The organism is Rhizobium metallidurans, assembly GCF_014196505.1.
Taxonomy (GTDB): domain Bacteria; phylum Pseudomonadota; class Alphaproteobacteria; order Rhizobiales; family Rhizobiaceae; genus Rhizobium; species Rhizobium metallidurans.
This window is the reverse complement of the sequence record NZ_JACIDW010000025.1, coordinates 1-25,347: the sequence shown is the minus strand read 5'-3', so window position 1 is coordinate 25,347 and position 25,347 is coordinate 1. Positions and strand designations below refer to the sequence as shown.

The 25,347-nt window shown below is 62.8% G+C and carries 25 protein-coding genes; 18 read left to right on the top strand and 7 right to left on the bottom strand.

All coding sequences use genetic code 11. From position 1 onward, the window contains the following. Nucleotides 1-50: 50 nt before the first annotated feature. Nucleotides 51-1,376: a J domain-containing protein gene (locus tag GGQ67_RS22645; RefSeq protein WP_183902391.1), complete on the bottom strand. Its 1,326-nt coding sequence runs from the start codon at nt 1,374-1,376 to the stop codon at nt 51-53. A gap of 319 nt (nt 1,377-1,695) precedes the next feature. On the opposite strand from GGQ67_RS22645, the gene GGQ67_RS22640 reads away from it, so the two are divergent. From GGQ67_RS22640 to map, 7 genes are all read left to right on the top strand, one after another. Next, the gene (locus tag GGQ67_RS22640; RefSeq protein WP_183902390.1) at nt 1,696-2,070 is read left to right on the top strand and encodes a YciI family protein; all 375 of its coding nucleotides are present in this window, start codon (nt 1,696-1,698) and stop codon (nt 2,068-2,070) included. Further along, nucleotides 2,067-3,326, top strand: coding sequence for an RNA polymerase sigma factor (locus GGQ67_RS22635; protein WP_183902389.1), 1,260 nt, complete (start codon nt 2,067-2,069; stop codon nt 3,324-3,326). The genes GGQ67_RS22640 and GGQ67_RS22635 overlap by 4 nt, the downstream gene beginning before the upstream one ends. 117 nt (nt 3,327-3,443) lie before the next feature. Beyond that, complete coding sequence (locus tag GGQ67_RS22630) at nt 3,444-3,911, top strand: SRPBCC family protein (protein ID WP_183902388.1); 468 nt, start codon at nt 3,444-3,446, stop codon at nt 3,909-3,911. A gap of 209 nt (nt 3,912-4,120) precedes the next feature. Next, nucleotides 4,121-4,372: a type II toxin-antitoxin system Phd/YefM family antitoxin gene (locus tag GGQ67_RS22625; RefSeq protein WP_183902387.1), complete on the top strand. Its 252-nt coding sequence runs from the start codon at nt 4,121-4,123 to the stop codon at nt 4,370-4,372. Then, nucleotides 4,372-4,794 carry a type II toxin-antitoxin system VapC family toxin gene (locus GGQ67_RS22620; RefSeq protein WP_183902386.1) on the top strand — a complete coding sequence of 141 codons (423 nt, stop codon included), beginning with the start codon at nt 4,372-4,374 and terminating at the stop codon, nt 4,792-4,794. The genes GGQ67_RS22625 and GGQ67_RS22620 overlap by 1 nt, the downstream gene beginning before the upstream one ends. Nucleotides 4,795-4,897: 103 nt before the next feature. Continuing rightward, nucleotides 4,898-5,959, top strand: a complete 1,062-nt coding sequence (locus GGQ67_RS22615; RefSeq protein WP_183902385.1) for an LLM class flavin-dependent oxidoreductase — start codon at nt 4,898-4,900, stop codon at nt 5,957-5,959. A 113-nt stretch (nt 5,960-6,072) separates the two neighbouring features. Beyond that, nucleotides 6,073-6,831 carry a type I methionyl aminopeptidase gene (map, locus tag GGQ67_RS22610; RefSeq protein WP_183902384.1) on the top strand — a complete coding sequence of 253 codons (759 nt, stop codon included), beginning with the start codon at nt 6,073-6,075 and terminating at the stop codon, nt 6,829-6,831. 100 nt (nt 6,832-6,931) lie between these two features. Here the strand turns inward: map and GGQ67_RS22605 are convergent, their stop codons facing one another. Beyond that, nucleotides 6,932-7,513 carry a PadR family transcriptional regulator gene (locus GGQ67_RS22605; protein ID WP_183902383.1) on the bottom strand — a complete coding sequence of 194 codons (582 nt, stop codon included), beginning with the start codon at nt 7,511-7,513 and terminating at the stop codon, nt 6,932-6,934. A gap of 151 nt (nt 7,514-7,664) precedes the next feature. Here GGQ67_RS22605 and GGQ67_RS22600 point away from each other — a divergent pair, with 151 nt between their 5' ends. Together GGQ67_RS22600 and bacA are read left to right on the top strand one after the other, a co-directional pair. Then, on the top strand, nt 7,665-8,861 hold the full coding sequence (locus tag GGQ67_RS22600; protein WP_183902382.1) for a YbfB/YjiJ family MFS transporter: 1,197 nt from the start codon (nt 7,665-7,667) through the stop codon (nt 8,859-8,861). Between the two features lie 123 nt (nt 8,862-8,984). Then, nucleotides 8,985-10,256, top strand: a complete 1,272-nt coding sequence (gene bacA, locus GGQ67_RS22595; RefSeq protein WP_183902381.1) for a bacteroid development protein BacA — start codon at nt 8,985-8,987, stop codon at nt 10,254-10,256. 888 nt (nt 10,257-11,144) lie between these two features. Here the strand turns inward: bacA and GGQ67_RS22590 are convergent. Beyond that, a complete protein-coding gene (locus GGQ67_RS22590) occupies nt 11,145-12,305 on the bottom strand; it encodes a polysaccharide deacetylase family protein (RefSeq protein ID WP_246400279.1) in 1,161 nt (386 codons plus the stop codon). 179 nt (nt 12,306-12,484) lie between these two features. Here GGQ67_RS22590 and GGQ67_RS22585 point away from each other — a divergent pair, with 179 nt between their 5' ends. From GGQ67_RS22585 to der, 3 genes are all read left to right on the top strand, one after another. After that, nucleotides 12,485-13,069 carry an NnrU family protein gene (locus GGQ67_RS22585; protein WP_183902380.1) on the top strand — a complete coding sequence of 195 codons (585 nt, stop codon included), beginning with the start codon at nt 12,485-12,487 and terminating at the stop codon, nt 13,067-13,069. Between the two features lie 103 nt (nt 13,070-13,172). Then, the gene (locus GGQ67_RS22580) at nt 13,173-13,856 is read left to right on the top strand and encodes a tetratricopeptide repeat protein (RefSeq protein ID WP_183902379.1); all 684 of its coding nucleotides are present in this window, start codon (nt 13,173-13,175) and stop codon (nt 13,854-13,856) included. 15 nt (nt 13,857-13,871) lie between these two features. Further along, complete coding sequence (der, locus tag GGQ67_RS22575; protein ID WP_183902378.1) at nt 13,872-15,311, top strand: ribosome biogenesis GTPase Der; 1,440 nt, start codon at nt 13,872-13,874, stop codon at nt 15,309-15,311. A gap of 63 nt (nt 15,312-15,374) precedes the next feature. On the opposite strand, the gene GGQ67_RS22570 is transcribed toward der, so the two are convergent. Next, nucleotides 15,375-15,608 (bottom strand): hypothetical protein, encoded by a 234-nt coding sequence (locus tag GGQ67_RS22570; RefSeq protein WP_183902377.1) that lies wholly within the window; start codon nt 15,606-15,608, stop codon nt 15,375-15,377. 282 nt (nt 15,609-15,890) lie between these two features. Here GGQ67_RS22570 and GGQ67_RS22565 point away from each other — a divergent pair, with 282 nt between their 5' ends. Next, complete coding sequence (locus tag GGQ67_RS22565; protein WP_183902376.1) at nt 15,891-17,147, top strand: MFS transporter; 1,257 nt, start codon at nt 15,891-15,893, stop codon at nt 17,145-17,147. Between the two features lie 6 nt (nt 17,148-17,153). Here the strand turns inward: GGQ67_RS22565 and GGQ67_RS22560 are convergent, their stop codons facing one another. Further along, nucleotides 17,154-18,323, bottom strand: a complete 1,170-nt coding sequence (locus tag GGQ67_RS22560; RefSeq protein WP_183902375.1) for a glycosyltransferase family 4 protein — start codon at nt 18,321-18,323, stop codon at nt 17,154-17,156. A gap of 214 nt (nt 18,324-18,537) precedes the next feature. Between GGQ67_RS22560 and GGQ67_RS22555 the strand changes: the two genes are divergently transcribed. Together GGQ67_RS22555 and GGQ67_RS22550 are read left to right on the top strand one after the other, a co-directional pair. Next, nucleotides 18,538-19,446: a hypothetical protein gene (locus GGQ67_RS22555; RefSeq protein WP_183902374.1), complete on the top strand. Its 909-nt coding sequence runs from the start codon at nt 18,538-18,540 to the stop codon at nt 19,444-19,446. Nucleotides 19,447-19,452: 6 nt separating this feature from the next. Continuing rightward, a complete protein-coding gene (locus tag GGQ67_RS22550) occupies nt 19,453-19,827 on the top strand; it encodes a hypothetical protein (protein ID WP_183902373.1) in 375 nt (124 codons plus the stop codon). Nucleotides 19,828-19,833: 6 nt separating this feature from the next. Here GGQ67_RS22550 and GGQ67_RS22545 read toward each other — a convergent pair whose 3' ends face one another. After that, nucleotides 19,834-20,745 carry a PfkB family carbohydrate kinase gene (locus tag GGQ67_RS22545; protein WP_183902372.1) on the bottom strand — a complete coding sequence of 304 codons (912 nt, stop codon included), beginning with the start codon at nt 20,743-20,745 and terminating at the stop codon, nt 19,834-19,836. Between the two features lie 215 nt (nt 20,746-20,960). On the opposite strand from GGQ67_RS22545, the gene bglA reads away from it, so the two are divergent. The 3 genes from bglA to GGQ67_RS22530 all read left to right on the top strand — a co-directional run bounded on the left by bglA (nt 20,961) and on the right by GGQ67_RS22530 (nt 23,261). Continuing rightward, nucleotides 20,961-22,610, top strand: a complete 1,650-nt coding sequence (bglA, locus tag GGQ67_RS22540; RefSeq protein ID WP_183902371.1) for a beta-galactosidase BglA — start codon at nt 20,961-20,963, stop codon at nt 22,608-22,610. A 62-nt stretch (nt 22,611-22,672) separates the two neighbouring features. Next, on the top strand, nt 22,673-22,978 hold the full coding sequence (locus GGQ67_RS22535) for a type II toxin-antitoxin system RelE/ParE family toxin (protein WP_183902370.1): 306 nt from the start codon (nt 22,673-22,675) through the stop codon (nt 22,976-22,978). Then, the gene (locus GGQ67_RS22530; RefSeq protein WP_183902369.1) at nt 22,971-23,261 is read left to right on the top strand and encodes an addiction module antidote protein; all 291 of its coding nucleotides are present in this window, start codon (nt 22,971-22,973) and stop codon (nt 23,259-23,261) included. The genes GGQ67_RS22535 and GGQ67_RS22530 overlap by 8 nt, the downstream gene beginning before the upstream one ends. A gap of 21 nt (nt 23,262-23,282) precedes the next feature. On the opposite strand, the gene ade is transcribed toward GGQ67_RS22530, so the two are convergent. After that, nucleotides 23,283-24,980 carry an adenine deaminase gene (gene ade / locus GGQ67_RS22525; RefSeq protein ID WP_183902368.1) on the bottom strand — a complete coding sequence of 566 codons (1,698 nt, stop codon included), beginning with the start codon at nt 24,978-24,980 and terminating at the stop codon, nt 23,283-23,285. Between the last annotated feature and the right edge of the window lie 367 nt (nt 24,981-25,347).

Sequence of the window (25,347 nt, the reverse complement as noted above, 5' to 3'; positions counted from 1 at the left end):
GCCTGACGACGGGCGACCAGCAAGCTCACTTAACGTCGACGTTACGCTACCTACTGGCGCTCGAAATCCTGAGCCGAGATGCTCTGCGGCGTGACGTTTCCAGCGGGTACGGCATATAAGGTATAGGACAAGACCTGCGTAATGATCTGGGTCGCCGTTTGTTCTGTCTGGAGTGTTTCAACGCCAGGGAATTGACCCGCGCCATCAAGCTGCACGAAACGTCTGCAACTGACGTCAAGCGCATCGCCGAAAGCATATTGCACAGTGTAACGCCCATCAGGAATGCCGGTAATCTGTGCGGTTTGACTACTGCGTACGAAGAATGCCGCAACCACTGCTCCAGACAGTTCCGCTCGTACCTTGATGATGGCGTTGCCGCTGGAACCGTTGCGTATTTCCAGCGAATGACCGTCCGTAGTTGAAAGCCTGTTCGGTCCCAATAGCTGCCCGCTATATGGAACGTTTGCGCATTTAGGCACATTGGGCGTCACAATCGCCTTTTGTACGCTCGGCTGGTACTGGGCCGAAGACGGAGGGGAGGAGTACAGACGACTTCCGTTGTAACTAGTGCTCGCCCGACTGCCTTGCGTGCTTGCAAAGATGGCCAAAGCCAGCGTGCCGGGGAGGGCAAAGGCCATGAGCAAATGACCTGCCCGGTACAGCATCGACGTACGCCATGGATTTCTTAGCTTGCCTTGCCGGGTATCAACTCCTGCCTTTTCAAGCTGGGCAATAAGTTCGATGGCATCCTTTGCGATGTCCTTGTTCAATGTCTTTCTGGACTGCATAGCAAGGGCGTATGACAGTTGCAGATTCCCACGGGAAAGAAACGCAAGGGCGTTGTACCAGATCATACCCTCGTCCGAAGAGCGTTCGTGCTTGCCGCCGAAGCCGTTGCTGAGGATTGACCCGATTGAATAGATCGGCCCCCAAGGCGCACCCCACCAACCTGTGACCAAGGTAATAATTGAGGATTTCAAGCCCTCCTTTTTCGCGCAGCTTGCACAGAAAATGCCTTGTATAGGGCGGCGCGTTGTCATGACGACAAAACTATAAACACGGAAGAACACAACATAGCGCGGCTGCGCAGTGACCTGTCCGCAGCGAGAGCAACAAATAGGATCTATAGCTCGCGCCTTTGCCTCCTGCGCAGAGGCTCGATACGCGGAGCTGTCATATTCCGCTCTACGGATAGGATCGTTTAGAATTTCGTAGGCGGCAGAAATACTGTGGAATTTTTCACTGGATGCATGCTGTGAAGTGTCCGGATGGGTTTCCTTGGCAAGCTTCCTGTAGGCGCTCTTGATTTCTTCAGCAGTAGCGGATGATTGCACTCCCAGAGCCCTATACAAGCCTTGTGGATCATTGTCCGACATGTTCCCCTCGATTGCACTTCACATTGAATTTCGCCCATAAAGCGAAAAGCCGCTTGGGAAGCAACAAGCTTCTAAAGACTAACCAGCTTTTTGGTGGTTAGTACAAAATGCAACACTGTTGCTCTATGCTTAATGCTCGTCTCAAGGAGGAGCCCAGTGGGGCGGTGTCCCCCCTCAAAAGTTGAGCAATCTCGACTTCTAAGGCCTTTAAGCGACAGTAAGCGCTCGCCTCGCTTTGCAGCGATACCCATCGCAATTTTTTGCTGCGTCCTGTCGGTAGCCGCGTTACTCCTTCGTCATTGAGGAAGAGGAGTATGAGATGCTGTATGCGATCCTTTGCTATGCCGATGAAGAGCGGGTTTTCTCCTGGACCAAGGAGGAAGAGGACGCCGTGATGGCGAAGCTTTATGCGGTTCAGGCGCCCTTGGCCGAAAGCGGCAAGCTCGGGCCTGTCGGCCGGCTGATGCCGACCACGGCGGCGACCACGGTGCGCAAGGGCAAGGAGGAGCCGCTGGTGCTCGATGGTCCGTTCGCCGAGACCAAGGAGGCACTGCTCGGTTTCTACGTGGTCGATTTCGACACGCTGGAGGCGGCGGTCGCCTTTTCCAAGGAGCTTTCGTCGGTCAATCCCGGCTCCACATCCTATGAAATCAGGCCGTTGTACGTGTTCCGGCCCGGAGAGAGCGCGACATGACCGACATTGCCTGGATCGACGTTACGCTCGCTTCCGCCCGGCCGAAGGCGCTCGGCGCGCTGCTTCGATACTTCCGCGATCTCGATATCGCGGAAGAGGCCTTTCAGGAGGCCTGCCTGCGCGCCGTCAGAACCTGGCCGGACAAGGGGCCGCCGCGCGATCCGACGGCATGGTTGATCTTCGTCGGCCGTAACAGCGGCATCGACGCGGTGCGCAAGCGTTCGAAGACCCAGGCGTTGCCCGACGAGGAGCTGATCTCCGACACCGAGGATGCCGAGAGCGATATCGCCGAGCGGCTGGATACGTCCAACTATCGCGACGATATCCTGCGCCTGCTCTTCATCTGCTGCCATCCCGACCTGCCGGCGACGCAGCAGATCGCGCTGGCGCTGCGCATTGTCTCCGGCCTTTCGGTGCAGCAGATCGCCCGCGCGTTCCTGGTGGGCGAGAGCGCCATGGAGCAGCGGATCACGCGGGCCAAGGCGCGCGTCGCCAAGGCCGGCGTTCCCTTCGAAACGCCGGATGCGGCGGAGCGGGCCGAGCGGCTGTCGATCGTTTCGACGATGATCTACCTCGTCTTCAACGAGGGCTACAGCCAGGCAGACCCCAGGGCCGAGGCCTGCGCCTTTTCCGACGAGGCGATCCGGCTGGCGCGATTGCTCCTGCGCATCTTCCCCGGCGAGCCGGAGCTGATGGGGCTGTTGGCGCTGATGCTCTTGCAGATCTCACGGCGTCCGGCGCGCTTCAGCGCCGACAACGAGATCGTGCTGCTCGAGGATCAGGACCGGTCGCTCTGGAACCGCGAGCTGATCAACGAAGCGCTGGCTTTGCTCGACAAGGCGATCCGCCACCGGCAGCCCGGGAGCTACCAGTTCCAGGCGGCGATCGCGGCGCTGCATTCGCGCGCCAAGCGGGCCGAAGATACCGACTGGGAAGAGATCGAGCTGCTCTATCGTGCGCTGGAGCGCATGCAGCCGTCGCCGGTTATCACGCTCAACCGGGCGGTCGCCGTCTCGAAGCTCAGGGGGCCGGGCGAGGCGCTGGCGCTGGTGGAGACGCTTCAGGACAAGCTCGACGGCTATTTCTATTATCACGGCCTGCGCGGCGGGCTGTTGAAGCAGATCGGCCGCCTGCGTGAGGCGCGCGAGGCCTTCGACCGGGCGATCGCGCTGGCGCATTCCGCACCCGAGGCCGCGCATATCCGCCGGCAGATCGACAGCCTGACGATGGAACCGGCGCTGCCGGCGGTGAAATAATTCCGCGAAAAGCCTTGCGCCTTGTCGGATCGGCGACATCTCACACGTCCTCGTAACAGACCGATCAGGATGTAACGGACTGATCAAGAACGGCTTTCATTCAAACGGAGACGACCGATGACCGAGACCGCCACGCACGAGCTTATTCTCGTCCGCGAATTCGACGCGCCGCGCGAAAAGATCTTCAAGGCCTGGACCGATCCCGCGCTGATGAAGGAGTGGTTCGTGCCGCGTCCCTGGACGATATCGGACGCCAAGCTCGACGTGCGCGCCGGCGGCGCCAGCCTGATCGTCATGCGCAGTCCCGAGGGACAGGATTTTCCCAATCGCGGGGTCTATCTCGAGGTGATCGAAAACGAGAAGCTGGTCTTCACCGACGCCTATACCAGCGCCTGGGTGCCGTCCGAAAAGCCGTTCATGACCGCGACCGTGCTGCTCGAGGATATCGGCAACGGCCGCACGAAATACACGGCAACCGCCGTGCACTGGACCGCCGAGGACAAGAAGACCCACGAGGAAATGGGTTTCCACGAGGGCTGGGGCAAATGCGCCGACCAGCTCGCCGAGCTTCTGGCGCGCATGTGATTTGGAGAGCGGGCATCACCTTTCTTCGTCGCCGACACGCGTCGCCTGGATTCCTGTCACAAGGACAGGAATGAGGGAGGTCTTCTGTTCATGCCGAGCACGAGGCGGTTCGCAGGATGATTCCGTTCAGACGTTGAAGTGCTTGATATGAGAGTCGGATTTGGCGGTGCGCGACTTATGTAGTAACGTAGCTACAAAGAGGTGCCGCCATGACCATCATCAGCAGCCGCGAATTCAATCAGAACCGATCGAGCGCCTTCCGTGCAACGGCAAAGGGTGCGGTGATCATCACCGACCGGGGAAAGCCGGCCTACGTGCTGCTGACGGTGGACGAGTACCGGAAGCTGACCAAGCAGGAAGACTCCATCAGCGAGGCCTTCTACGTTCCAGGCGCTGACGAAATCGAGTTCGAGATCCCGAAGCTCGATGACACCGGCATCAAGCCGATCGATTTTTCCTGATGTATCTGATCGACACCAACGTCGCCTCAGAGCTTAGAAAACTGCGAAACAGCAAGGTCGATCCGGCCTTCGCCGCCTGGTTTGCCGGGATCAGCCTTGATGTCGTCTACCTCTCGGCGATCAGTATCTTCGAGATCGAGTACGGCATCTTGCTTCTCAAGCGCCGCGATCCCGTTCAGGCTGAGGTTCTGGAGGAATGGCGGGACAAGATGCGTGAGCGGCTACAGTCGCGGGTCATTCCTGTTGATGAGGCGATCGCGCTTGATTGCGCCGCATTGAACGTGCCTGTCACCCGGCCGCTACGCGATGCCTTCATCGGCGCTACAGCGCGGACGCATGGGTTCGTTCTCGTGACCCGCAACGTCAAGGACTTCCAGAACATGGGGCTCGAGATCGTCAACCCATGGGATGGGCCAGGCTAGCTCCCCCATCAACTTTATCGAACGATCCGTTCTAGAATTTGTCATTGCGCCCCACCTCGGCCATCCTTATCTGCAATCTAAAGATTTCAACGGGATGCACGCCATGGAACTCGGCCTTTATACCTTCGCAGACGTCAACCCCAATCCGTCGAGGAGCAAGGGGGTGGAAGGGGCCGAGCGGTTGAAGCATCTGATCGAGGAGATCGAGCTGGCCGATCAGGTGGGGCTCGACGTCTTCGGGCTGGGCGAGCATCATCGGCCGGATTATGCGGCGTCCGCGCCGGCCGTGGCGCTGGCGGCGGCGGCGGTGAAGACCAGGAACATCCGGCTGACGAGCGCCGTCACCGTGCTGTCCTCCGACGATCCGGTGCGGGTCTTCCAGCAGTTCTCGACGCTCGATCTTCTTTCCAACGGACGCGCCGAGATCATGGCGGGGCGGGGGTCGTTCATCGAATCCTTCCCGCTGTTCGGCTATAATCTCGAGGATTACGACCAGCTGTTCGAGGAAAAGCTCGACCTGCTTTTGGCCCTTCGCGACAGCGAGGCGGTGACGTGGTCGGGCGAGATGCGGCCCGCGATCAACGGGCGCGGCGTTTATCCGAGGCCGTTTCAGGACCCGCTGCCGGTGTGGATCGCGGTTGGCGGCACGCCGCAGTCGGTGGCGCGCGCCGGCGCGCTCGGGCTGCCGGTGGCGCTTGCCATCATCGGCGGCGAACCGCATCGCTTCGCGCCGCTATTCGATCTCTACCGCGAGGCCGCACGGCGGGCGGGGCAGGACCAGGCCAAGCTCAAGACATCGATCAACGTCCACGGCTTCGTCGCCGGCACCACGGATGCGGCGGCCGACCAGTTCTACGGGCCGCAGGCGGAAGTGATGAACCGGATCGGCCGCGAGCGCGGCTGGGGGCCTACGAGCCGCCCGCATTTCGACGCTTCGCGCGGGCCGAAGGGGGCGCTCTTCGTCGGCGATCCCGAGGTGGTGGCGGAGAAGATCATCGCGCATCACAAGCTGTTCAAGAACGACCGCTTCCTGCTGCAGATGGCGATCGGCCTGATGCCGCACGACCAGATCATGCGCGGGATCGAGCTCTACGGCACGAAAGTCGCGCCGATCGTCAGAAAGGCATTGACTGAGAGCGGCGAAGGGGCGAAAGCCAGCGCCTAAAGCAGGAGCTTCATGGCGTAAAGGATGAATTGGATTTCCCCCGGCGTCGTGTTCTGTTCCAGATTCGAGAGCCGGCCGACCGGCCGTAAACGCAGGGCCGGAAACGGAATTTCATGATTATCGAGACTGAAGACGAACTGCTGAAGCTCAAGGAGATCGGCCGCATCTGCGCCAACGCGATCCAGATCATGTCGGCCTCGCTGGAGCCTGGGATCACCACGCAGGAGCTCGACGATATCGGCCGCCGGGTGCTCGAAAGTGCGGGCGCGCGCTCGGCGCCGGAGTTCTGCTACCAGTTTCCGGGCGCCACCTGCATCAGTGTCAACGAGGAAATCGCGCACGGCATTCCCGGTTCGCGCGTCATCCGCCCTGGTGATCTCGTCAATATCGACGTTTCGGCCGAAAAGGACGGTTTCTTCTCCGATACCGGCGCCTCCTTCGTCGTGCCGCCGTCGAAGTCGAAGCTCGACAAGCTCTGTCGCGACGGCAAGCGGGCGCTGTGGGTGGGGCTCAACCAGGTGAAATCGGGCGAGCCGCTGGCCAAGATCGGCCAGGCGATCGGCGCGTTCGCGGCCAAGAACCGCTATACGCTGGTGGCGAACCTCGCCAGCCACGGCGTCGGCCGCTCGCTGCACGAGGAGCCGGGCGAGCTTTCGACATGGCCGGACCCGTCCGAAAAGCGGATCATGACGGACGGGCTGGTCTTCACCGTCGAGCCGTTCCTGTCGCTCGGCGCCACATGGGCCGAGGGCGGCGACGACGCCTGGACGCTCTACGCCGATCCGCAGGCGCCGACGGTGCAGTACGAACACACCGTGGTCGCGACCCGCAACGGGCCGATGATCCTGACGCTGGCCGACGGCCAGACGTAAAGCCTTCGAGATCTGTCTTACGATATAACGGACCCACAATGCGAAACGCCCCGCCGCGAGAGCAGGGCGTTTTCGTTTGGCTTGATGACGCCGGTCGTGATTAGTCGTTCCTGGGCTGCTGCAGGATCTCGGCGGCGGCGCGCTCGAGAATGCCGGCGATGCGCTTGGCTTCGTCCTTCGACCAGGGATAGCGCAGCTTCAGCGCCGACTTCAAAAGCATGCGGGCGGCGACAACTTCGCTCTTGTCCTCGGGGAAGGCTTCTTCCTCGCGTTCCCTGCCATAGCTTTCCGGACCACGGCTTTCCGGATCGAAAATACGGCGCACATGCGCCATCTTCTCGCCGATGCGTTCCAACTTTCCTAGCGTCATGTCGATCATGGAACTGTTTTCCTCGACCTGTTTGCGGCCGCTTTCGGTGATGCGGTAGAGCTTCTTGGTGCCCTCCGTCTCGACCTCGGCAAGGCCGGTTTCCTCAAGATAGGTCAGCGCCGGATAGATGACGCCGGGGCTCGGGACATAGAAGCCGCCGGAGCGCTCTTCCAGAAGCTTGATCAGCTCGTAGCCATGGCGCGGCTGTTCGGCCAAGAGCGCCAGGATCACCAGCTGCAGGTCGCCGGCCGCGAACTTCCGCCCCATGCGAAAGCCACCGCCGCCCATCATTCCACCTCTAAAACCTCTCATCGATTACTCCTTATGATGTATCGTTGATTATGTCGTAAAACATATATCGTAAGATATGTCGTTTCAAGGGCGGGCCGAAAATTTCCGGAATTGATGGGTTCATCAGAAAATCTTGATTGCGGCTCGCATTGTGCGGCGCGATAAGCGAAGCATGTTGGCTCGCAATGAACTTCCCCACGCATCCCCGCATGCACCCTTGTTTCGCACGGCGCTGGCCGGGATGATCGCCATGGCGTCCGCCATGGGCTTCGGGCGCTTCTCCTATACGCCGATCCTGCCCGGCATGATGAGCGGCGTGCCGCTGTCGGCGGCCGATGCCGGCTTCATCGCGTCGGCCAATTTCGTCGGCTATCTCGTCGGCGCGGTCGCGGCAGCCTATGGCTGGGCGGCGGGGCGGGAGCGCAAGGTGGCGCTTTCAGCGCTTGCCGCGAACGCCATCCTCTTGGCCGCGATGGCGATGACCGGTTCGGTCATGCTCTTCGCCGTCATCCGCTTTCTCGCCGGTGTCGCCAGCGCATTCGCGATGATCTTCACCTCCGCCATCGTGCTCAGCCACGGGGCGGCGGCCGGCAACGACCATGTGCAATCGGCGCATTTCGGCGGGCCGGGGGCGGGGATCGCGCTGTCGTCGGTGATGGTCTTCGTCATCGGTCTTGCCTCGCAAGGCGGTCCGGACGCCTGGCGGATCGACTGGATCGGCGGGGCGATCTATTCCGCGATCAGCCTCGCGCTCGTCTGGCTGCTTCTGCCCGCGGGGCCGGTTGCCGGCGGGCAGACCGGCAAGGAGCCGCCAATCACATGGAGCCGGCCGATGCTGCTCGTGACACTCTCCTACGGGCTGTTCGGCTTCGGCTACGTCATCACCGCCACCTTCCTCGTCACCATCGCCCGGATGGCGGCGGCCGGCGCGACCGTCGAATTCCTCTGCTGGTTCATCGCCGGGCTGACATCGGCCGTGGCGCTGTTCGCGTGGAAGCCGCTGGTGCGGCCGCTCGGGCTCGGCTGGGTCTATGTCGCCGCACTTCTGGTCCAGGTTGCCGGTGTGCTGGCAACCGTGATGCTGCCGCGCTCGGTGGCGCCCCTGATCGGCGGGGCGCTGTTCGGCTCGACCTTCCTGGCGATCACCGCCTACGGGCTGCAGATCGGCCGCAAGCTGGTGCCGGCGAGCCCGCGCCGGGCCTTCGCGATGATGACGGCCGCCTTCGGCTTCGGCCAGATCGTCGGCCCGATCGTCGCCGGCGCGCTTGCCGAGCGCACCGGAAGCTTCGTCGCGCCGACCTATGTGGCGGCGGCGGCCATCGTCGTCTGCGCCGCCATGGTCATGCCGGTCGTCAAGAAGCTCTCCTAAGCGGTTACAATTGCGTAACAATGCCGTCAGGCCATTGCTCCTATGTTCGAACTGCCTTAATTTCCGGCGCAATCGCTCTTATAGAGCTTGCGAAGACACTCGTTCAGGAAAGCAATCCCTCCCGTGTTTCTATCCTACTTCCCGAAGCCGAAACTCTTCTTCACATCGGCCGTTGCCTGGGCGCTCGTCGGCGTCCTTCTCTGGTATTTCGGAGGCTCGAGCCTCGGCGCCCTGATCGGGCTGCCGCCACTGGCGCCGGGGCAGGAGGCGCCGGTCGGTGTTTCCGTGTTCTGGTCGACGCCGTTCCTCTGGTTCTACGTCTACTACATCGTCTTCGTCGCCATCTTCGCCGGCTTCTGGTTCACCTACAGCCCGCATCGCTGGCAGATGTGGTCTGTGCTCGGCTCGGCGCTGATCATCTTCAACACCTATTTCTCGGTGCAGGTCAGCGTGGCCATCAATGCCTGGTACGGCCCGTTCTACGACATGATCCAGCGTGCGCTGGCGCGCCAGGAGCCGATCCCCACGGCCGCCGATCTCTATTGGGGCATGACGGGTTTTGCCGGTATCGCCTTCGTGGCGATCACCGTCGGCGTACTCAACCTGTTCTTCGTCAGCCACTGGATCTTCCGCTGGCGCACGGCGATGAACGAATTCTACATGTCCTACTGGCCGAAGCTGCGCCACATCGAGGGCGCCTCGCAGCGTGTGCAGGAAGATACCATGCGCTTCTCGACCACGGTCGAGAGCCTCGGCGTCAACCTCGTCAGCTCGATCATGACGCTGATCGCCTTCCTGCCGGTGCTGTTCAAGTTCTCCACCACGGTCACGGAATTGCCGATCATCGGTACGGTGCCGCATGCGCTCGTCTGGGCGGCGATTTTCTGGTCGCTGTTCGGAACGGTGTTCCTGGCGGCCGTTGGCATCAAGCTGCCGGGGCTGGAGTTCCGCAACCAGCGAGTCGAGGCGGCCTATCGCAAGGAACTGGTCTACGGCGAGGACCATGACGACCGCGCCGATCCGATCACGGTGGCGCAACTCTTCGCCAACGTCCGACGCAACTACTTCCGCCTCTATTTCCACTACATGTACTTCAACGTCGCCCGCATCTTCTATCTGCAGGCCGACAACCTGTTCGGCACCTTCGTCCTCGTGCCCTCGATCGTCGCCGGCAAGTTGACGCTCGGCGTGATGAGCCAGATCCAGAACGTCTTCGGCCAGGTGCGGGAATCCTTCCAGTATCTCGTCAATTCCTGGACGACGATCGTCGAGCTGCTCTCCATCTACAAGCGCCTTCGCACCTTCGAATCCGCCATCGATGGCGAGCCGCTTCCCGCGATCGACCAGCGCTACCTGGAGCGCGAGGCTGCCGGGGTCGTGCACGCCGACGGCTAGTGGGGCGGGATTGGATTTTGGAGACGCCGCGTGTCCTTGGATGCGCGGCGTTTTTTGTTTGTGGGGTGGGTGCGGCGCGAAAGACCCTCTCTGACCTGCCGGCCATCTCCCCCACAAGGGGGGAGAAAACTCGTGGTTAGCGCTCGCCCAGACAGGAAATGTGGAGCGAGCGGCCGCCCCCAGCATTCTCCCCCCTTGTGGGGGAGATGGCCGGCAGGTCAGAGAGGGCGTCAAATGGCACAACGCCAACCGTCACCCACTCACCACGCACGCCAAAGCCGCGCGCGAAGCAAAACCTCGCGACGGTCGGCGTCATGAAACGGGAAGGGCAGGCGGTTTGTTGTCGGTGGTATGGATGTCAGGCTGTCCGCCTGCCCGATCACCTCGGTTTCCGGTTCGCCCGACCCGACAGGAGCGTCTCTCGGATCGGTCTTGCCGGTGGATCATCGGCCCTGACGGCGTTCGATCCCCTTGGCAACCATCACCCCACGCCGGATTTCGAGCGGCTGAGCATCCGGTTCGCGACCCGGCTCCCAGTGCGGTGACGAGGGGAGTATGGCGCGGCGGCGCGGGGCGGGGATGAGAAATGTGCGGTGCTGGTGATAGGGTGTTGAGCGGGTTGAGGGATTTGTTTCGTGGGGTGGGTGATCGTACCCGTGGGGTCGGGTGGTGGTATGGGGCGGCTGGAGTTGTGCACGAAAGACCCTCTCTGCCTGCCGGCATCTCCCCCACAAGGGGGAGAACGCTGGGGGTGGCCGCTCGCGCCACGTTTGCTGTCTGGGCGAGTTATGACCGCGAGTCTTCTCCCCCCTTGTGGGGGAGATGCCCGGCAGGGCAGAGGGGGTGTTACACGGTAAAGCGCTCAGCAATCCGGCCGAGCCCCGCCACTCACAACCCCGAAGCCGGCGTCGTCTTCAGCTTGCCGCGCGCCTTGATCAGGGGGATCGCTTCCGAATAGCTGACGCAGTCGACGTCGTCTCGCCGGCAGACGTCGCTTACCAGGCGGTCGAGGGCCCGCCAGTAGGCGCCGCCGTTCATCTCGACGAAGTGGAAGCCGAGCTGCAGCGGGATGCGGTCGCCCGCATATTGCTTGTCGAAGGCGCGCTTGAAGGCGGCGTAGGCGCGGTCCTCGAACTGCTTGCTTTCGGCCTTGTCCTCCTCGCCCTTGGAATGGCGGACGAATAGGTTGTAGTCCATGCCGATGATCGGCCGGTCGCGCGGGCCCTCGGGGATCAGCGGCAGCCCGAAGCGGATGATGCCACCCTCCTCGACCGGCATGGTCGGTCCCTTGGTGACGAGGCTGGCGTCGTAGGTGAAGCCGGACTTCTTCTCGGCGGCGATCATGTCGGCGCCTTCCGTGGTCGAAAGATAGGGGGCGCGGAAACCCCTGATGCGATCGTCGACCAGGTCCCGCCAGCCCTGCGGCTCTTGCAGGCCGACGCCCTTCCAGGCGTTCCTCAGCGTGTCGCGGAAGTCGGTGTATTCCTGCGACCAGTTGGCCTCGCTCCACTTGCGGCCGTCGAAATGGCCGCAGCCGTGGCTGGAGATCTCGTTGCCCTCGAGGCTGGCGTTCCAGATGTTGTCAAGGCGCTGGCGGATTTCGTCGTCGCTCTGGGCAAAGCCGACATTGGAGCGGCCGGCCTTCTGGTACGGCGCCTGATAGGCCTTCTTCATCTCCTTGTTCATCAGGAAGGTGCAGGAGAGAAAATAGGTGAAATGCGCGCCGTTCCTCGTCGCCATCTCGCGGCTCCTTTGCCACAGCGCGTTGTCGTGGGCGCCGTCGAAGGAGATCATCACCAGCTGCTTCGGCTTTTCCGCCGGCTTGGCGTCCGCGTTGCCGAGGGGAGCGGCGGGGGGCTCGACCGGAGCGGCATCGACGGCGGGAGGAGCGGTCTGGCCGGTCGGGGTCTGGGCGATCGGGGTTTGGCCGGTTGAGGTTTGGCCAGTCACGGTCTGGGTTGGCGCGGTTTGGGCTGTCGCGGGGGCGACGGCCGGAACGAGCATCGAGAGGGCAAGCGAAATCGAAAGGCAGGAACGTGATACGAGCATGGAGAGGCTGGAACGAGAGATACTGAAAGACATACCGGGAGAGATACTGAAAGACATGGGCACCGCGACAATTTGTTTCGGGCTTTTCTGGTACAGAATTGAGGCGAAGCTGCGGTGCCGCTGGCATTTTCCGATCGGTGAAGCTAAGCCTGTCTCATAGTCAAAACAGGAATTTAGCGATGCAGCTGCTAATATTGAGCCTCGTCCTCTTTATCGGCCTTCACCTGATCCGCGTGGTCGTGCCTGATCTCCGCCGCGCGATGATCGACAAGCTCGGCAAGCCGGTCTGGGGCGCCGTGCATGGTATCTTGAGCATCGTCACGCTGCTGTTCCTCGCCTACGCCTTCGATCAGGCGCGCGGCATGTACGGCACGCTGTACAATCCGCCGGTCTGGGTGGCGCATATCACGCTGACCCTGATGCTGATCGCGGTGATCTGTCTGGTGGCGGGCTTCCTGCCCGCCGGGCACATCAGGACCAAGCTCAAGTTTCCGCTGCTGGTGGCGATCAAGATCTGGGCGCTCTCGCATCTTCTGGCCAACGGCGAACCCGAGGCGATCGTGCTGTTCGGCGCCTTCCTCGCCTGGGCGGTGCTGCTGCGGATCTCGATGAAGCAGCGGCTGCGCAACGGCGAGATCAAGCTGCCGGTCTTCGTGTCGGCCAAGTACGATCTCTATGCCGTGATCATCGGCGTGGTGCTTTGGGCGGCCATTCTCTTCAAACTGCACGAACTGGTGATCGGCGTTTCACCGCTTGTGATGTAACGATTCTTACACATCCCCCTTACAACGGCTGCAAAATGGGGTAGAAGGCCCGACAATGTGCGTGCAACCCGCATGATTTTGCATATCCGGGCCGGAGACGAGAATGGCATTCAACGACGATAGCTTCATTCGTGAAGTCAATGAGGAACTGCGATCGGACCAGATGAAGGGTGCGTGGCATCGCTTCGGCCGCTACCTGATCGTGCTGGCCGTCCTCATCGTCCTCGGAACGGTCGGCTACAAGGTGTTCCAGTATTGGGACAGCAACCAGTCGTCGGGCACCGGCGACCAGTTCATCGCCGCCATGAAGCTTGCCGACGAGAACAAGAGCGACGAGGCGCTGACGGCGCTCGAAAAGCTCGAGAAGGAAGGCTATGGCGACTATCCGATCCTGGCGCGCCTGCGTGCCGCCTCTGTCATCGCGCAGAAGGGCGACGCCGCGGGCGCCGTGGCCGCCTTCGACGTGATCGGCAAGGACGCCAAGGCGCCGGTCGCCATCCGCAACGCCGCCAAGATCCGCGCCGCATGGCTGCTGATCGAAAACGGCACCTATGAACAGGTCTCGGCCCAGGTCGAGGAAATGGCCGTTCCGACCAACCCGTTCCGCCACTCCGCTCGCGAAGCGCTCGGCCTTGCCGCCTACAAGGCCGGCAACATGGTCCAGGCCCGCCAGTGGTACCAGGCGATCGCCGACGATGCGCAGACACCGCGCAATGTTGCCAATCGCGCCCAGATGATGCTTGATAACATCATTGCATCCGGCAAGGCGCCCGCCGCACAGGGCTGAGTTTAGGGTATTTCAATGAGCTTTACGGTCGCGATCGTCGGTCGCCCGAATGTCGGCAAGTCGACGCTTTTCAACCGGCTGGTCGGAAAGAAGCTGGCGCTTGTCGACGACACGCCCGGCGTCACCCGCGACCGCCGTCCCGGCGATGCGCGCCTGATGGGGCTGACCTTCACCATCATCGATACCGCCGGCCTCGAAAAGGCCGACGCCGAAAGCCTGCAGGGCCGCATGCGCGTCCAGACGGAAGCGGCGATCGACGAGGCCGATATCTCGCTCTTCTTGGTCGATGCCAAGTTCGGCCTGACGCCTGTCGACAAGGAACTGGCCGAGATGCTGCGCCGTCGCGGCAAGCCGGTCGTGCTCGTCGCCAACAAGTCGGAAGCCAAGGGCTCCGACGGCGGCTTCTACGACGCCTATACGCTGGGCCTCGGCGAGCCGGTGCCGATTTCGGCAGAACACGGGCAGGGCATGCTCGACCTGCGCGACGCGATCGTGGAAGCGGTCGGCGAGGATCGCGCCTATCCGCCGAAGGAAGACATCGCCGAGACCAACGTCAATCTTCCCCGCGAGATGGAAGAGGACGAGGACTACGAGCCCGAATACGACGACACCAAGCCGCTGCGCGTGGCGATCATCGGCCGCCCGAATGCCGGCAAGTCGACGCTGATCAACCGCTTCCTCGGCGAGGACCGCTTGCTCACCGGCCCCGAGGCCGGGATTACCCGTGACAGCATTTCCGTCGAGTGGGACTGGCACGGCCGCACCATCAAGATGTTCGATACCGCAGGCATGCGCCGCAAGGCGCGCGTCACCGAGAAGCTCGAGAAGCTGTCGGTCGCCGATTCTTTGCGCTCCATCCGCTTCGCCGAGACCGTGGTCATCGTCTTCGACGCGACCATTCCCTTCGAGAAGCAGGACCTGCAGCTGGTCGACCTCGTGGTTCGCGAGGGACGCGCCGCCGTTCTCGCCTTCAACAAGTGGGATCTGATCGACGAGCCGCAGGCGCTTCTGGCGGACCTGCGCGAGAAGACCGAGCGGCTGTTGCCGCAGGCGCGCGGCATCCGCGCCGTGCCGATCTCCGGCCAGACCGGGCGCGGCCTCGACAAGCTGATGCAGTCGATCATCGATACCGACATGACGTGGAACCGCCGCATCTCGACCGCCAAGCTCAACCGCTGGCTCGATTCGATCACGACGCAGCATCCGCCACCGGCCGTCTCCGGCCGCCGCCTGAAGCTGAAATACATGACCCAGGTCAAGGCCCGTCCGCCGGCCTTCATGATCTCGTGTACCCGCGCCGACGCGCTGCCGGAATCCTATACGCGCTATCTGGTCAACAGCCTGCGCACGGATTTCAACATGCCCGGCGTGCCGATCCGGATCATGTATCGTGAGAAGGACAATCCGTACGAATCGAAGAGCGGCGGACGTCGCAAGCCGCAGCCGGCCAAGTAACAGATCGGGTGCGGTCCAGCGCCGCGCCCGGCATCTTCCCGTCGGATAGCACGCCGTGCCGCGTCAGCCGGCGAAGTAATAAACCGGCTCGCGGGTCAATTCGCCGTTGCCGACATGGCCGTAGACGTCGTTTCCGAGTATCCAGTAAGTAATGGCCTGCGTTTCCAGGGAGAAGATATAGTCTCCCGAGATCCAGTGCTGCGCCTTGTTGCCTGAAATGGGGTAGAGATGCTCGCCGGCCTGATACATGACCGCCTTGTGCGACTTCGAATCATATAAATAACGTTCGTCGGCCATCTCGTTTCCTGATTCCATCGCGGAAGAATCTCACGCCGACCTGGCTTTGTCTAATAATCCTGATTTAATATATACGACTATTTTTGGGTCTTAGCGCCGCCTGGGCCTGGAGGACGGCTATCCGGCGGCGCGGGCAAAAAAGCGTGGCGCCGGTGTCGGGAAGGCCGGGGCCGGGACGTCTTTCAGACAGCAAGGCCCGTGGGGCGCCCCGCGGACGCGGTTCGATCGGGGTTGCGCGCCGCTTTGGCCAAGGAGGCTTTCGATCAGGGAGGATGCACGATCATGAGCCATTCGCATCAGGGGTCCTATCGGTGGGTGATCGTGGCGGCGGGGGCGCTGATGACCTGCGTGGCGCTGGGGGCGATGTTTTCGCTGGCGATCTTCCAGGAGCCGATCGCGCTCGATACCGGCTGGTCGCATATCGGAATCGCCAGCGCGATGACGCTCAACTTCATCGTCATGGGGATCGGCGGCTTCGTCTGGGGCGCCGCCAGCGACCGGTTCGGGCCGCGCGCGGTGGTGCTTGTCGGGGCGGCACTGCTCGGGCTGGCGCTGGTGCTCTCCAGCCGGGCGGTGACGCTCCTGCAATTCCAGCTGAGCTACGGTATTCTCGTCGGCATCGCCGCCAGCACCTTCTTCGCGCCGATGATCGCGGCGACAACCGCATGGTTCGACGAGCACCGGGGGCTTGCCGTTTCGCTGGTCTCGGCCGGCATGGGCGTGGCGCCGATGACGATCTCGCCCTTCGCCCGCTTCCTGATCTCCGCCTATGACTGGCGCACCGCGATGCTGATCATCGGCATCGGCGCCTGGGTTCTGCTTCTGCCGGCCGCGCTGATGGTGCGGCGTGCGCCCGACGATGCCGAGGGAGAGACCGCCGCGTCGGCCAATGCCGCGACGGCGACCGGCGCATTGCCGTCGGAGCGGGGTGGCGTGCCCTTGTCGCGGGTGTTCCGCTCGCCGCAGTTCATCGTGCTCGGGCTCACCTTCTTCGCCTGCTGCGCCGCGCATTCTGGGCCGATCTTCCACATGGTGAGCTATGCGACGCTCTGCGGCGTGGCGCCGATGGCGGCGGTCAGTATCTACAGCGTCGAGGGGCTGGCGGGGCTCGGCGGCCGGCTGATCTACGGTACGCTTGCCGATCGCATCGGCGTCAAGCCCGTCATCGTCGGCGGGTTGCTGATCCAGGCGGCGGCGCTGATGGGTTATCTCTTCGTCAGCCGGCTCGGGGAGTTCTACGCGCTGGCGGTGGTCTTCGGCAGCGCCTATGGCGGCGTCATGCCGCTCTACGCGGTCCTGGCGCGCGAATATTTCGGGCAGAAGATCATCGGCACGGTCTTCGGCGCCGCCACCATGCTCTCCAGCCTCGGCATGGCCTTCGGGCCGCTGATCGGCGGCTGGATCTTCGACAGCTTCGCCAATTACTCCTGGCTGTTCATCGGCTCGGCGCTGGTCGGGCTCGGGGCGGCCGCGATCGCGCTGGCGTTTCCGCCGCTGCCGGGCGGGCGGGGGCGTCAGGCGGCGGGGGCGGCCGAGTAGAAGGCGTCACACCATCGTCGCCGCGTCGCCATCGCCGAGACGCTTGTTGCGCGGCAGCGACTTTGCGTATTGCCAGGCCTTCTTCCATTTCGGAGTGATCACTCCGTTGGCGGCGCGGATGTTGGTGATGAATTGCAGCGTCGCCGCTTCCCAGGAATATTGCACGGCGAGCTCTCGCGCCTTTTCCCGCGAGGCGGAGAGGGCGGACAGGCAGGCGATGCCGAGATTGTAGTCGAGCGCGCCGACCTCGCTGTCGTCGCCGATGATGTCGAACGGGCCGGTGACCGGGTAGGCGGCGACGGGGACGCCCGAGGCGAGCGCCTCGAGGATGGTGTTGCCGAAGGTGTCGGTCAGCGACGGGAAGACGAAGACGTCGGCCTGGGCATAGATCGCCGCCAGCTCGGGCCCGACCTTGAGGCCGGTGAAATGCACATCGGGATAGCGCTTCTCGAGTTCGGCGCGGGCCGGGCCATCGCCGACGACGACCTTGGAGCCGGGAAGATCGAGATCGAGAAAGGCCGGCAGGTTCTTTTCCAGGGCGACGCGGCCGACCGTCATGAAGATCGGGCGGGCGAGGCCGAATGGCTTGTCCTCGAGCGCCGCCGGATGGAACTGGTTGGCGTCGATGCCGCGCGTCCAGGGCATGAGGTTGCGGATGCCCTTCTCGGAGAGTTCGCGCGCCAGCGAAGGGGTCGCCACCATGCAGCCGGCGCCGGAATTGTGGAACCACTTGACGAAGGCGTAGAGCCAGCTCTTCGGGATGGGAAGGCGGGCGGCGACATATTCGGGAAAGCGCGTGTGGTAGCTGGTCGAGAACGGCATGCGGTTCTTCAGGCACCAGCGCCGCGCCGTCAGCCCCAGCGGACCCTCGGTGGCGATGTGGACATAGGACGGCTTGTGCCTGGCGATTTCGCGCGCGACGCCGCGGTAGCTTGCGATCGACAGGCGGATCTCGGGATAGGTCGGGCAGGGAATGTTGCGGAACCCCTGCGGCGTCACCATCGCCACCTCGACGCCGATTTTGGCGAGCTCGCGGTTGGTGTTCTCGATCGAGCGGACGACGCCGTTGACCTGCGGATGCCAGGCGTCGGTGACGATGACCAGCCGCTCCGGCTTGCCCGTCGACAAGGCGGCCGCGTTATCGCCATCGGTGGCATTCGTCAGGCGTTGCAACATGATCCGACTTCCATCCGCGCCATCGGCGCAAAGCTCCGGGCGGGCGCCGGATAAGCGATTCCCGCACCGATATTGTCGCTGCTGTCGATGATGGAAATATTACAGGCGGGCGGGTGCAGCCGGATGCAACCGGAGATGCGATCTTGGGTTGTATGCGGTTTGTTGTTTGCAATTCTTGATGTGCTATCCCTAGCCGAGGTTAGGGGAACAATCCATGTTGAGACAATTGCGGGTGCTGGCATTGCTGGCGACGTCGATGCTTGTCGCCTGCGCGAGTGTCGATGCTGAAGATATTCAGGAGTTCGGCGCGGCGACGACAGCGGTAGCGGATGCCGCCAGGAACACGGGTGCAATGCGAAGTGCCATCGGTCAACGGCTTGCCGTCGAACAGCAGGCGCTGTTGTTTGCGTTAGGCGATACGTCTTCCGCCTATCCGCCGCCGAAAGCGAAGCCGTCTCCGGTCGATGCCGAATGGAGCCACAGGATAGCTTTCGCGCAGGCTCTTTCCGAATACGGCGCTGCCCTTGCCAAGGCTGCGGCCGGTGTTGCGGGCGACGATCTCGGCAACGCGCTAGGCAACCTGCAGAAGGCGGTCGGAGACGCCATTCCGGGTACCGCCAAGACGAAGAATTTCCAACCCGTCGCCGATACCACCGTGCTCGTCGCCCGCAAGGTTATCACCGAGCTGCAATACCGGCGGATACAGTTGGTCATCGAGAAGGCGCATCCGTCGATCGTGAAGGGCAGAGCATTGCTGGCAGCAGATTTTGCGCTGATGGCGGACAATATCGATGCCAAGTATTCGACATGGGAGCGACAGCAGGCAGCCGTGCTGAAGCAGATTCGCGGCGCCCCCGATGCGAACAGTCCCGCCGATGTCGGCGTCCGATATCGCTCCTATCGCGACTTCCTGAAAGAGCGACAAGAGATGGAGGCCGCGTTCGCGCCCTTCCTGAACATCCCCGGAGAGAGACCTCGATATGAGGTTCTGCTTGATCGTTTCGTCGCGGCTCACAAGGAACTGGCCGAGAACAAGCCGAACCCGTTGACCTTGGAACGCTTCATAGAAGCCGTGAAGGAGCTGCAAGCGGCGGTCAAACCATTCCTGCCCGCGAAAGGATAACCACTCATGACTCCCGACGTTCCCAAGGTTCCCGAGATCGCCGAAGACAGGGCAGCGATCAGTTACAGAGCCGCATATCAGCGGATTCGGAAAGCCATGGAAGCTATGGCCGAGGCCAGTGGTGATGCGAAGAATCCAGCGGCGGTCAGGCGATTCATCGAGATCAGCAATATGCTCGAGGCCGAATTGGATGCGTTGACTGCGGAGAGGCTGAAAAGCAGCAGGAAGCAATACGAGCCGATTACCGATGCAATCAAACGCGCAAAGCAAATATTGGACGAGGTTTCGAAGGAGATCGCCGATCTCGTGAAAGCCGCCGAGACTGCCGCCAAGGTAATCGAAGCATTGGCGAGGGTCGCCGCACTGTTCGCAGGCGTCTAACGCCCCTCAAACCCCAAGCTTATCCTTCGCCACCAGCGCCCCATGCTCGCTCACAACCCGCGCCGCGACCTTGGCGGCGAAACGGGCGGATGCGGGGGCGTCCTTTGCTTCGAGATAGTGGGCGATGAAGGCGCCGTTGAAGCTGTCGCCGGCGCTGGTGGTGTCGACGACCTGCTCGACCCTCTCGGCGGGGACGAAGGTTTCCTCGCCGTCGAAATCGAGCGTGATGCCGTCGGCGCCGTTCTTGACGACGACGTCGCGGACGCCGAGCGCGCGGTAGCGGTGGATGGTGGCCTCGATCGAGACGTCGCCGAAATGCAGGGCCTCGTCCTCGAAGCTCGGCAGCACCAGCGAGGCAGCGCGCGCGCCTTCGCTTATCGTCGCGTGCATCTCGTCATAGCCCGACCACAGGCGCGGGCGGATATTGGGGTCGAAAGCGACGAGCTTGCCCGATGCCTTGGCGCGGCGGGCTTCCGACAGCAGCGTGTCGGCGTCGTCGCGCGACAGGATCGCGAGCGTGATGCCGGAGAAATAGACGACGTCGGCGCCTTCGATCGCCTGGCGCAGGAAGTCGGCATCGGCGGCGAGCTGGCGGGCGGCGGAGTTGTCGCGCCAGTAGCTGAAGGAGCGCTCGCCGTCCTTGAGGCTGATCATGTAGAGGCCGGGGGCCTTGCCCTTGATGCGGCGGATGCTTGTCGTGCCGATGCCGGCCTCGTTGAAGAAGGCCACCATCTCGTCGGACATGGCGTCGTCGCCAAGCGCGGTGCAGTAGTCCACCGACCAGTCGCCAGGAAGGCAGGCGCGGGCGTACCATGCGGTGTTCAGCGTGTCGCCGGCAAAGCCCTTGCGCAGCAGCCCGGCGGCGGCCTGCGACAGCTCCACCATGCATTCCCCGATCGATAGAAAACGTCCGCCCACCGCTGGTCTCCCTGATGTTTCGTGTTCGCTGATACGCGTCGCGCGCGATGCTGACAAGCATGGATCAGCCTTATATTGCCATACCCGCGTCGCGCGACACCGGTAGCGGACGGAAGCGCTTGTCCGCCATGCAAAAAAACGTGAGCGCGGTTGTCTTTTACTTTCGGCGCTTTAGTCTCGGCACGGACATCAATAAAAGCGAGGATCGGCGGCAAATGGTGGTTCGGACGGGCGGGAATGCGGACTGGTGGCGGGGTGCTGTTGTCTATCAGGTCTATCCGAGATCGTTTCAGGATACGAATGGCGACGGGCTCGGCGATCTCAAGGGGATCACGAGGCGTCTGCCCTATATCGCCAGCCTCGGCGTCGATGCCATCTGGCTCTCGCCCTTCTTCAAGTCGCCGATGGCCGACATGGGCTACGACGTTTCCGACTATTGCGACGTCGACCCGATCTTCGGCACGATCGCCGATTTCGACGAGATGATGGTTCAGGCGCATGCGCTGGGGCTGAAGGTGATCATCGACCAGGTGATCTCGCATACGGCGGATGTGCACCCCTGGTTCGTCGAAAGCCGCTCCAGCCGCACCAACGACAAGGCCGACTGGTATGTCTGGGCCGACCCGAAGCCCGACGGCACGGCGCCGAACAACTGGCTGTCGATCTTCGGCGGGCCGGGCTGGGAGTGGGACGGCGTGCGCCGGCAATATTACCAGCACAACTTCCTCACCTCGCAGCCGGATCTCAACTTCCACAACGCCGACGTTCAGGACGCGCTTCTGAAGACGGTGAAATTCTGGCTCGACCGGGGCGTCGACGGCTTCCGGCTGGATACCGTCAATTACTATTTTTGCGACAAGCTCTTGCGCGACAACCCCGCGCACGAGCCCGATACCAGCGATGGCGGGCTGGATGCGCCGGATACCAACCCCTACGGCATGCAGAACCACCTCTACGACAAGACGCAGCCCGAAAACATCGGCTTCCTGCAGCGTTTCCGCGCGCTGCTCGACCGCTACGAGGGGCGCACGACGGTCGGCGAGGTGGGCGACGGCGCGCGCTCGCTGAAGACGGTGGCGGCCTATACATCAGGCGGCGACAAGCTGCACATGTGCTACACCTTCGATCTCCTGGGCCCGGAGTTCACCGCCGCCCATATCCGCGACTGCGTCGATGCCTTCCAGACAATGGTGGCGGACGGCTGGGTCTGCTGGGCTTTCTCCAACCATGACGTCAACCGCCATCTTAGCCGCTTCGCCAAGACGGTCGAGGAGCGGCCCGTGGTCGCCAAGCTGGCGATCTCGGTGCTTGCGGCGCTGCGTGGCTCGATCTGCCTCTACCAGGGCGAGGAACTCGGCCTGCCGGAAGCCGATCTCGCCTTCGAGGATTTGCGCGACCCCTATGGCATCCGCTTCTGGCCGGCCTTCAAGGGCCGCGACGGATGCCGCACGCCGATGCCCTGGGAAGCGGCCAAGGCGCATGCCGGTTTCACCACGGCCGAGAAATCCTGGCTGCCGGTGCCCTATGAGCAGGCAGCACTCTCGGTCGATGTGCAGGAGGGCGACGCCAACTCGGTGCTCAGCCACTACCGCGACACGCTGGCCTTCCGCAAACAGCATCCGGCGCTGATCGACGGCGCGATGACCTTCCTCGACACCAACCAGGATCTCTTGGTGTTTACCCGCAGCAAGGAAGGCGAGACGCTGCTTTTCGTGTTCAACCTGACACGGGAGCCGGCATCGTTTGGCTTGCCTGCGGGGATGGTGCTCGGCGAGCGGGTGGCGATGCCCGGGGCGGGTGGAACGGTTGACGGCGGCAAGGTGGTGCTCGGAGCGCTGGAAGGGTTTTGCGCGCGGGTGGTTTGAGGATATCCCCACGCTGCTTGCGCCAAGTTTTGTTGACAAATTGTAACTTTAAACGTACAGTCATGATCATCTTGAAACAGACTGCCACGTTTCAGAAGTGGCAAAAGCGGCTGCGAGATGGGCGGGCCAAGGCTATTATCGCCTTGCGCTTGCACCGGCTTGCCGCAGGGCTTGTTGGAGATGCCGAACCAGTCGGGGAGGGCATCAGTGAACTGCGTATCCACTATGGGCCTGGCTACCGCATCTATTTCAAGCGGAGAGGCGAGGCCATCATCATACTGCTGTGCGGTGGCGACAAGAGCACGCAGGAGGCCGATATCAGGACCGCGAAGCGGATTGCTTCGGAATGGACGAACGACGATGACTGAAGAGATATTCGACTTTGATCCCGCCGAAATGCTCGATTCCGACGAGGCCGTCGAAGCCTATCTCGACGAAGTGCTGAAGACGGGCGATGCGAAATTCATCGCTTCGGCGCTCGGCGTCGTCGCGCGGGTCAAGGGCATGACGAAAATTTCTAAAGAAACCGGATTGGCCCGCGAACATCTCTATGTGGCGCTCAGCGAAAACGGCAACCCGACGCTCGAGACCACGCTCGCGGTGCTGAAGGCCTTCGGGCTGGAACTGACGACGAAACGTCACGCCGCGTAGGCAACATCTGCCAAGCCGACCTCACCCGATCAGCCTGAACTGGTCGACATCCACCATGCCCATGTCCGATATCTTCAGATGCGGGATAACAGGCAGCGGCAGGAAGGCGACTTGGAGGAAGGGTTCTTCGAGGGTCGTGCCGAGGGCGTAGGCGGCTTTTCTGAGGTCGTGCAGCGTGTCGCGGACGGTTTCGTAGGGTTCGAGGCTCATCAGGCCGGCGAGCGGCAGCGGGATTTCGCCGGTGACCTTGCCGTCCTCGACGACGACGAAGCCGCCCTTGATTTCGCCGAGCCGGTTGGCGGCCATGGCCATGTCGTCTTCCGAGACGCCGACGACGCAGATGTTGTGGCTGTCATGGCCGACGGTGGAGGCGATCGCGCCCTTCTTCAGACCGAAGCCCTGGACGAAGCCGTTTGCGTGGTTGCCGTTCTTGCCGTGGCGCTCGATGACGGCGACCTTGATGATGTCGTTGTCGAGGTCGACCGCCGTCTGGTTGCCCTTGACGGGGAGGCGGTAGCGGCGGTGTTCGGTGATGATCTTGCCAGGGATGACGCCGATGACGGGTGTTTCGCCATCGGCAACCGGCACGCCGAAGTGGGCGGCGTTGACCGTTCGCGCCCTGACGCTGTCGAGACCGACGGGGGCGATGGGCTTGCGGGTTTCGAAGAGCTCCGGCGTCACCTTGCGGCCGGCGGAGAAGACCATCTCGGCCTTGCAGTTCTCGAGGCTGTCGAGGATGGCGAGGTCGGCGCGCCAGCCGGGGGCAACGAGGCCGCGGTCGCGCAGGCCGAAGGCGCGGGCGGCGGAGATCGAGGCGGCGCGGTAGATGGCGAGCGGTTCGACGCCGTTCTTGATCGCGGTGCGGATCATGTAGTCGAGATGGCCCTGCTCGGCGATATCGAGCGGGTTGCGGTCGTCGGTGCACAGCGCCAGATGCGGCGACAGGCGCTCGGTTATGATCGGCATCAGCGCGTGAAGGTCCTTGGAGACGGAGCCTTCGCGCACGAGGATGTGCATGCCCTTGCGGATCTTCTCCAGCGCCTCTTCGGCGCTCGTGCATTCATGCTCGGTGCGGATGCCGGCTGCGAGATAGCCGTTGAGATCATTGCCCGAGAGAAGCGGGGCGTGGCCGTCGATGTGCGCTCCTTGAAATGCCGCCAGCTTGGCCATGCAGACGGGATCCTTGTGGATCACGCCGGGGAAGTTCATGAACTCGGCAAGGCCGATGACCTTCTCGTGGTCGCGGAAGGGCAGGAGCTTTTCGATCGGCAGGTCGGCGCCGGAGGTTTCCAGATGCGTGGCGGGAACGCAGGAGGAGAGCTGGACGCGGATGTCCATGATGGTTTGCTCGGCCGAATCCAGGAAATAGCGGATGCCTTCGGCGCCGAGCACGTTGGCGATCTCGTGCGGATCGCAGATCACGGTCGTGACGCCATAGGGGAGCACGCAGCGGTCGAACTCGTGCGGGGTGACGAGCGAGCTTTCGATGTGGAGATGCGTGTCGATGAAGCCGGGGACGACGATAAGGCCGGATATGTCGATCTCGGTCCTGCCGTTGTAACCGCCGCAGGTGCCGACGATGGTGTCGCTCGAGATGGCGATATCCGATTGTACCAGCTCGCCCGTCACCAGATCGAAGAACCGCCCGCCCTTGAGCACGATATCGGCCGGTTCGCGGCCGGTTCCCTGGTCGATGAGGCGTTCTAGTCGTTCGGTCATGGGGCTCTCTGGTCCGTGGCGATTCATGGCGGTTATAGCGCATTTGGGGTGGTGTGTGGACCGGGGTGCGGGCGGCTTTGTGGACGGGGTGCCGGGCTCCATGCACGTTGAATGCGGGGAGACGTGGTTAGGTCCTCGGGACAAGCCCGAGGACGACGGTCGGGGGGGGACCAGAGTGGTTTCGGTGCGAGGTGCTGTCGCTTCGAAATGGCGCTCTTTGCGTTTTGTTCGCGTGCTTCGCCGCACTCTCGGCGTCATCCTCGGCCGTCGTGCCACTATTGTCCGGTTTAACTCCCGGTCAATTGCAGCGAGAATTGTCTTGGGTCCGTTGTGGGGCTTTCGTGCGGTCTTTTCAGAGTGTCGATGG

Bases quoted from the DNA above. Each gene is read 5' to 3' on its own strand.
- GGQ67_RS22645 (WP_183902391.1), bottom strand. From the start codon at position 1,376: ATGTCGGACAATGATCCACAAGGCTTGTATAGGGCTCTGGGAGTGCAA.
- GGQ67_RS22640 (WP_183902390.1), top strand. From the start codon at position 1,696: ATGCTGTATGCGATCCTTTGCTATGCCGATGAAGAGCGGGTTTTCTCC.
- GGQ67_RS22635 (WP_183902389.1), top strand. From the start codon at position 2,067: ATGACCGACATTGCCTGGATCGACGTTACGCTCGCTTCCGCCCGGCCG.
- GGQ67_RS22630 (WP_183902388.1), top strand. From the start codon at position 3,444: ATGACCGAGACCGCCACGCACGAGCTTATTCTCGTCCGCGAATTCGAC.
- GGQ67_RS22625 (WP_183902387.1), top strand. From the start codon at position 4,121: ATGACCATCATCAGCAGCCGCGAATTCAATCAGAACCGATCGAGCGCC.
- GGQ67_RS22620 (WP_183902386.1), top strand. From the start codon at position 4,372: ATGTATCTGATCGACACCAACGTCGCCTCAGAGCTTAGAAAACTGCGA.
- GGQ67_RS22615 (WP_183902385.1), top strand. From the start codon at position 4,898: ATGGAACTCGGCCTTTATACCTTCGCAGACGTCAACCCCAATCCGTCG.
- map (WP_183902384.1), top strand. From the start codon at position 6,073: ATGATTATCGAGACTGAAGACGAACTGCTGAAGCTCAAGGAGATCGGC.
- GGQ67_RS22605 (WP_183902383.1), bottom strand. From the start codon at position 7,513: ATGAGAGGTTTTAGAGGTGGAATGATGGGCGGCGGTGGCTTTCGCATG.
- GGQ67_RS22600 (WP_183902382.1), top strand. From the start codon at position 7,665: ATGTTGGCTCGCAATGAACTTCCCCACGCATCCCCGCATGCACCCTTG.
- GGQ67_RS22590 (WP_246400279.1), bottom strand. From the start codon at position 12,305: ATGCTCGTATCACGTTCCTGCCTTTCGATTTCGCTTGCCCTCTCGATG.
- GGQ67_RS22585 (WP_183902380.1), top strand. From the start codon at position 12,485: ATGCAGCTGCTAATATTGAGCCTCGTCCTCTTTATCGGCCTTCACCTG.
- GGQ67_RS22580 (WP_183902379.1), top strand. From the start codon at position 13,173: ATGGCATTCAACGACGATAGCTTCATTCGTGAAGTCAATGAGGAACTG.
- der (WP_183902378.1), top strand. From the start codon at position 13,872: ATGAGCTTTACGGTCGCGATCGTCGGTCGCCCGAATGTCGGCAAGTCG.
- GGQ67_RS22570 (WP_183902377.1), bottom strand. From the start codon at position 15,608: ATGGCCGACGAACGTTATTTATATGATTCGAAGTCGCACAAGGCGGTC.
- GGQ67_RS22565 (WP_183902376.1), top strand. From the start codon at position 15,891: ATGAGCCATTCGCATCAGGGGTCCTATCGGTGGGTGATCGTGGCGGCG.
- GGQ67_RS22560 (WP_183902375.1), bottom strand. From the start codon at position 18,323: ATGTTGCAACGCCTGACGAATGCCACCGATGGCGATAACGCGGCCGCC.
- GGQ67_RS22555 (WP_183902374.1), top strand. From the start codon at position 18,538: ATGTTGAGACAATTGCGGGTGCTGGCATTGCTGGCGACGTCGATGCTT.
- GGQ67_RS22550 (WP_183902373.1), top strand. From the start codon at position 19,453: ATGACTCCCGACGTTCCCAAGGTTCCCGAGATCGCCGAAGACAGGGCA.
- bglA (WP_183902371.1), top strand. From the start codon at position 20,961: ATGGTGGTTCGGACGGGCGGGAATGCGGACTGGTGGCGGGGTGCTGTT.
- GGQ67_RS22535 (WP_183902370.1), top strand. From the start codon at position 22,673: ATGATCATCTTGAAACAGACTGCCACGTTTCAGAAGTGGCAAAAGCGG.
- GGQ67_RS22530 (WP_183902369.1), top strand. From the start codon at position 22,971: ATGACTGAAGAGATATTCGACTTTGATCCCGCCGAAATGCTCGATTCC.
- ade (WP_183902368.1), bottom strand. From the start codon at position 24,980: ATGACCGAACGACTAGAACGCCTCATCGACCAGGGAACCGGCCGCGAA.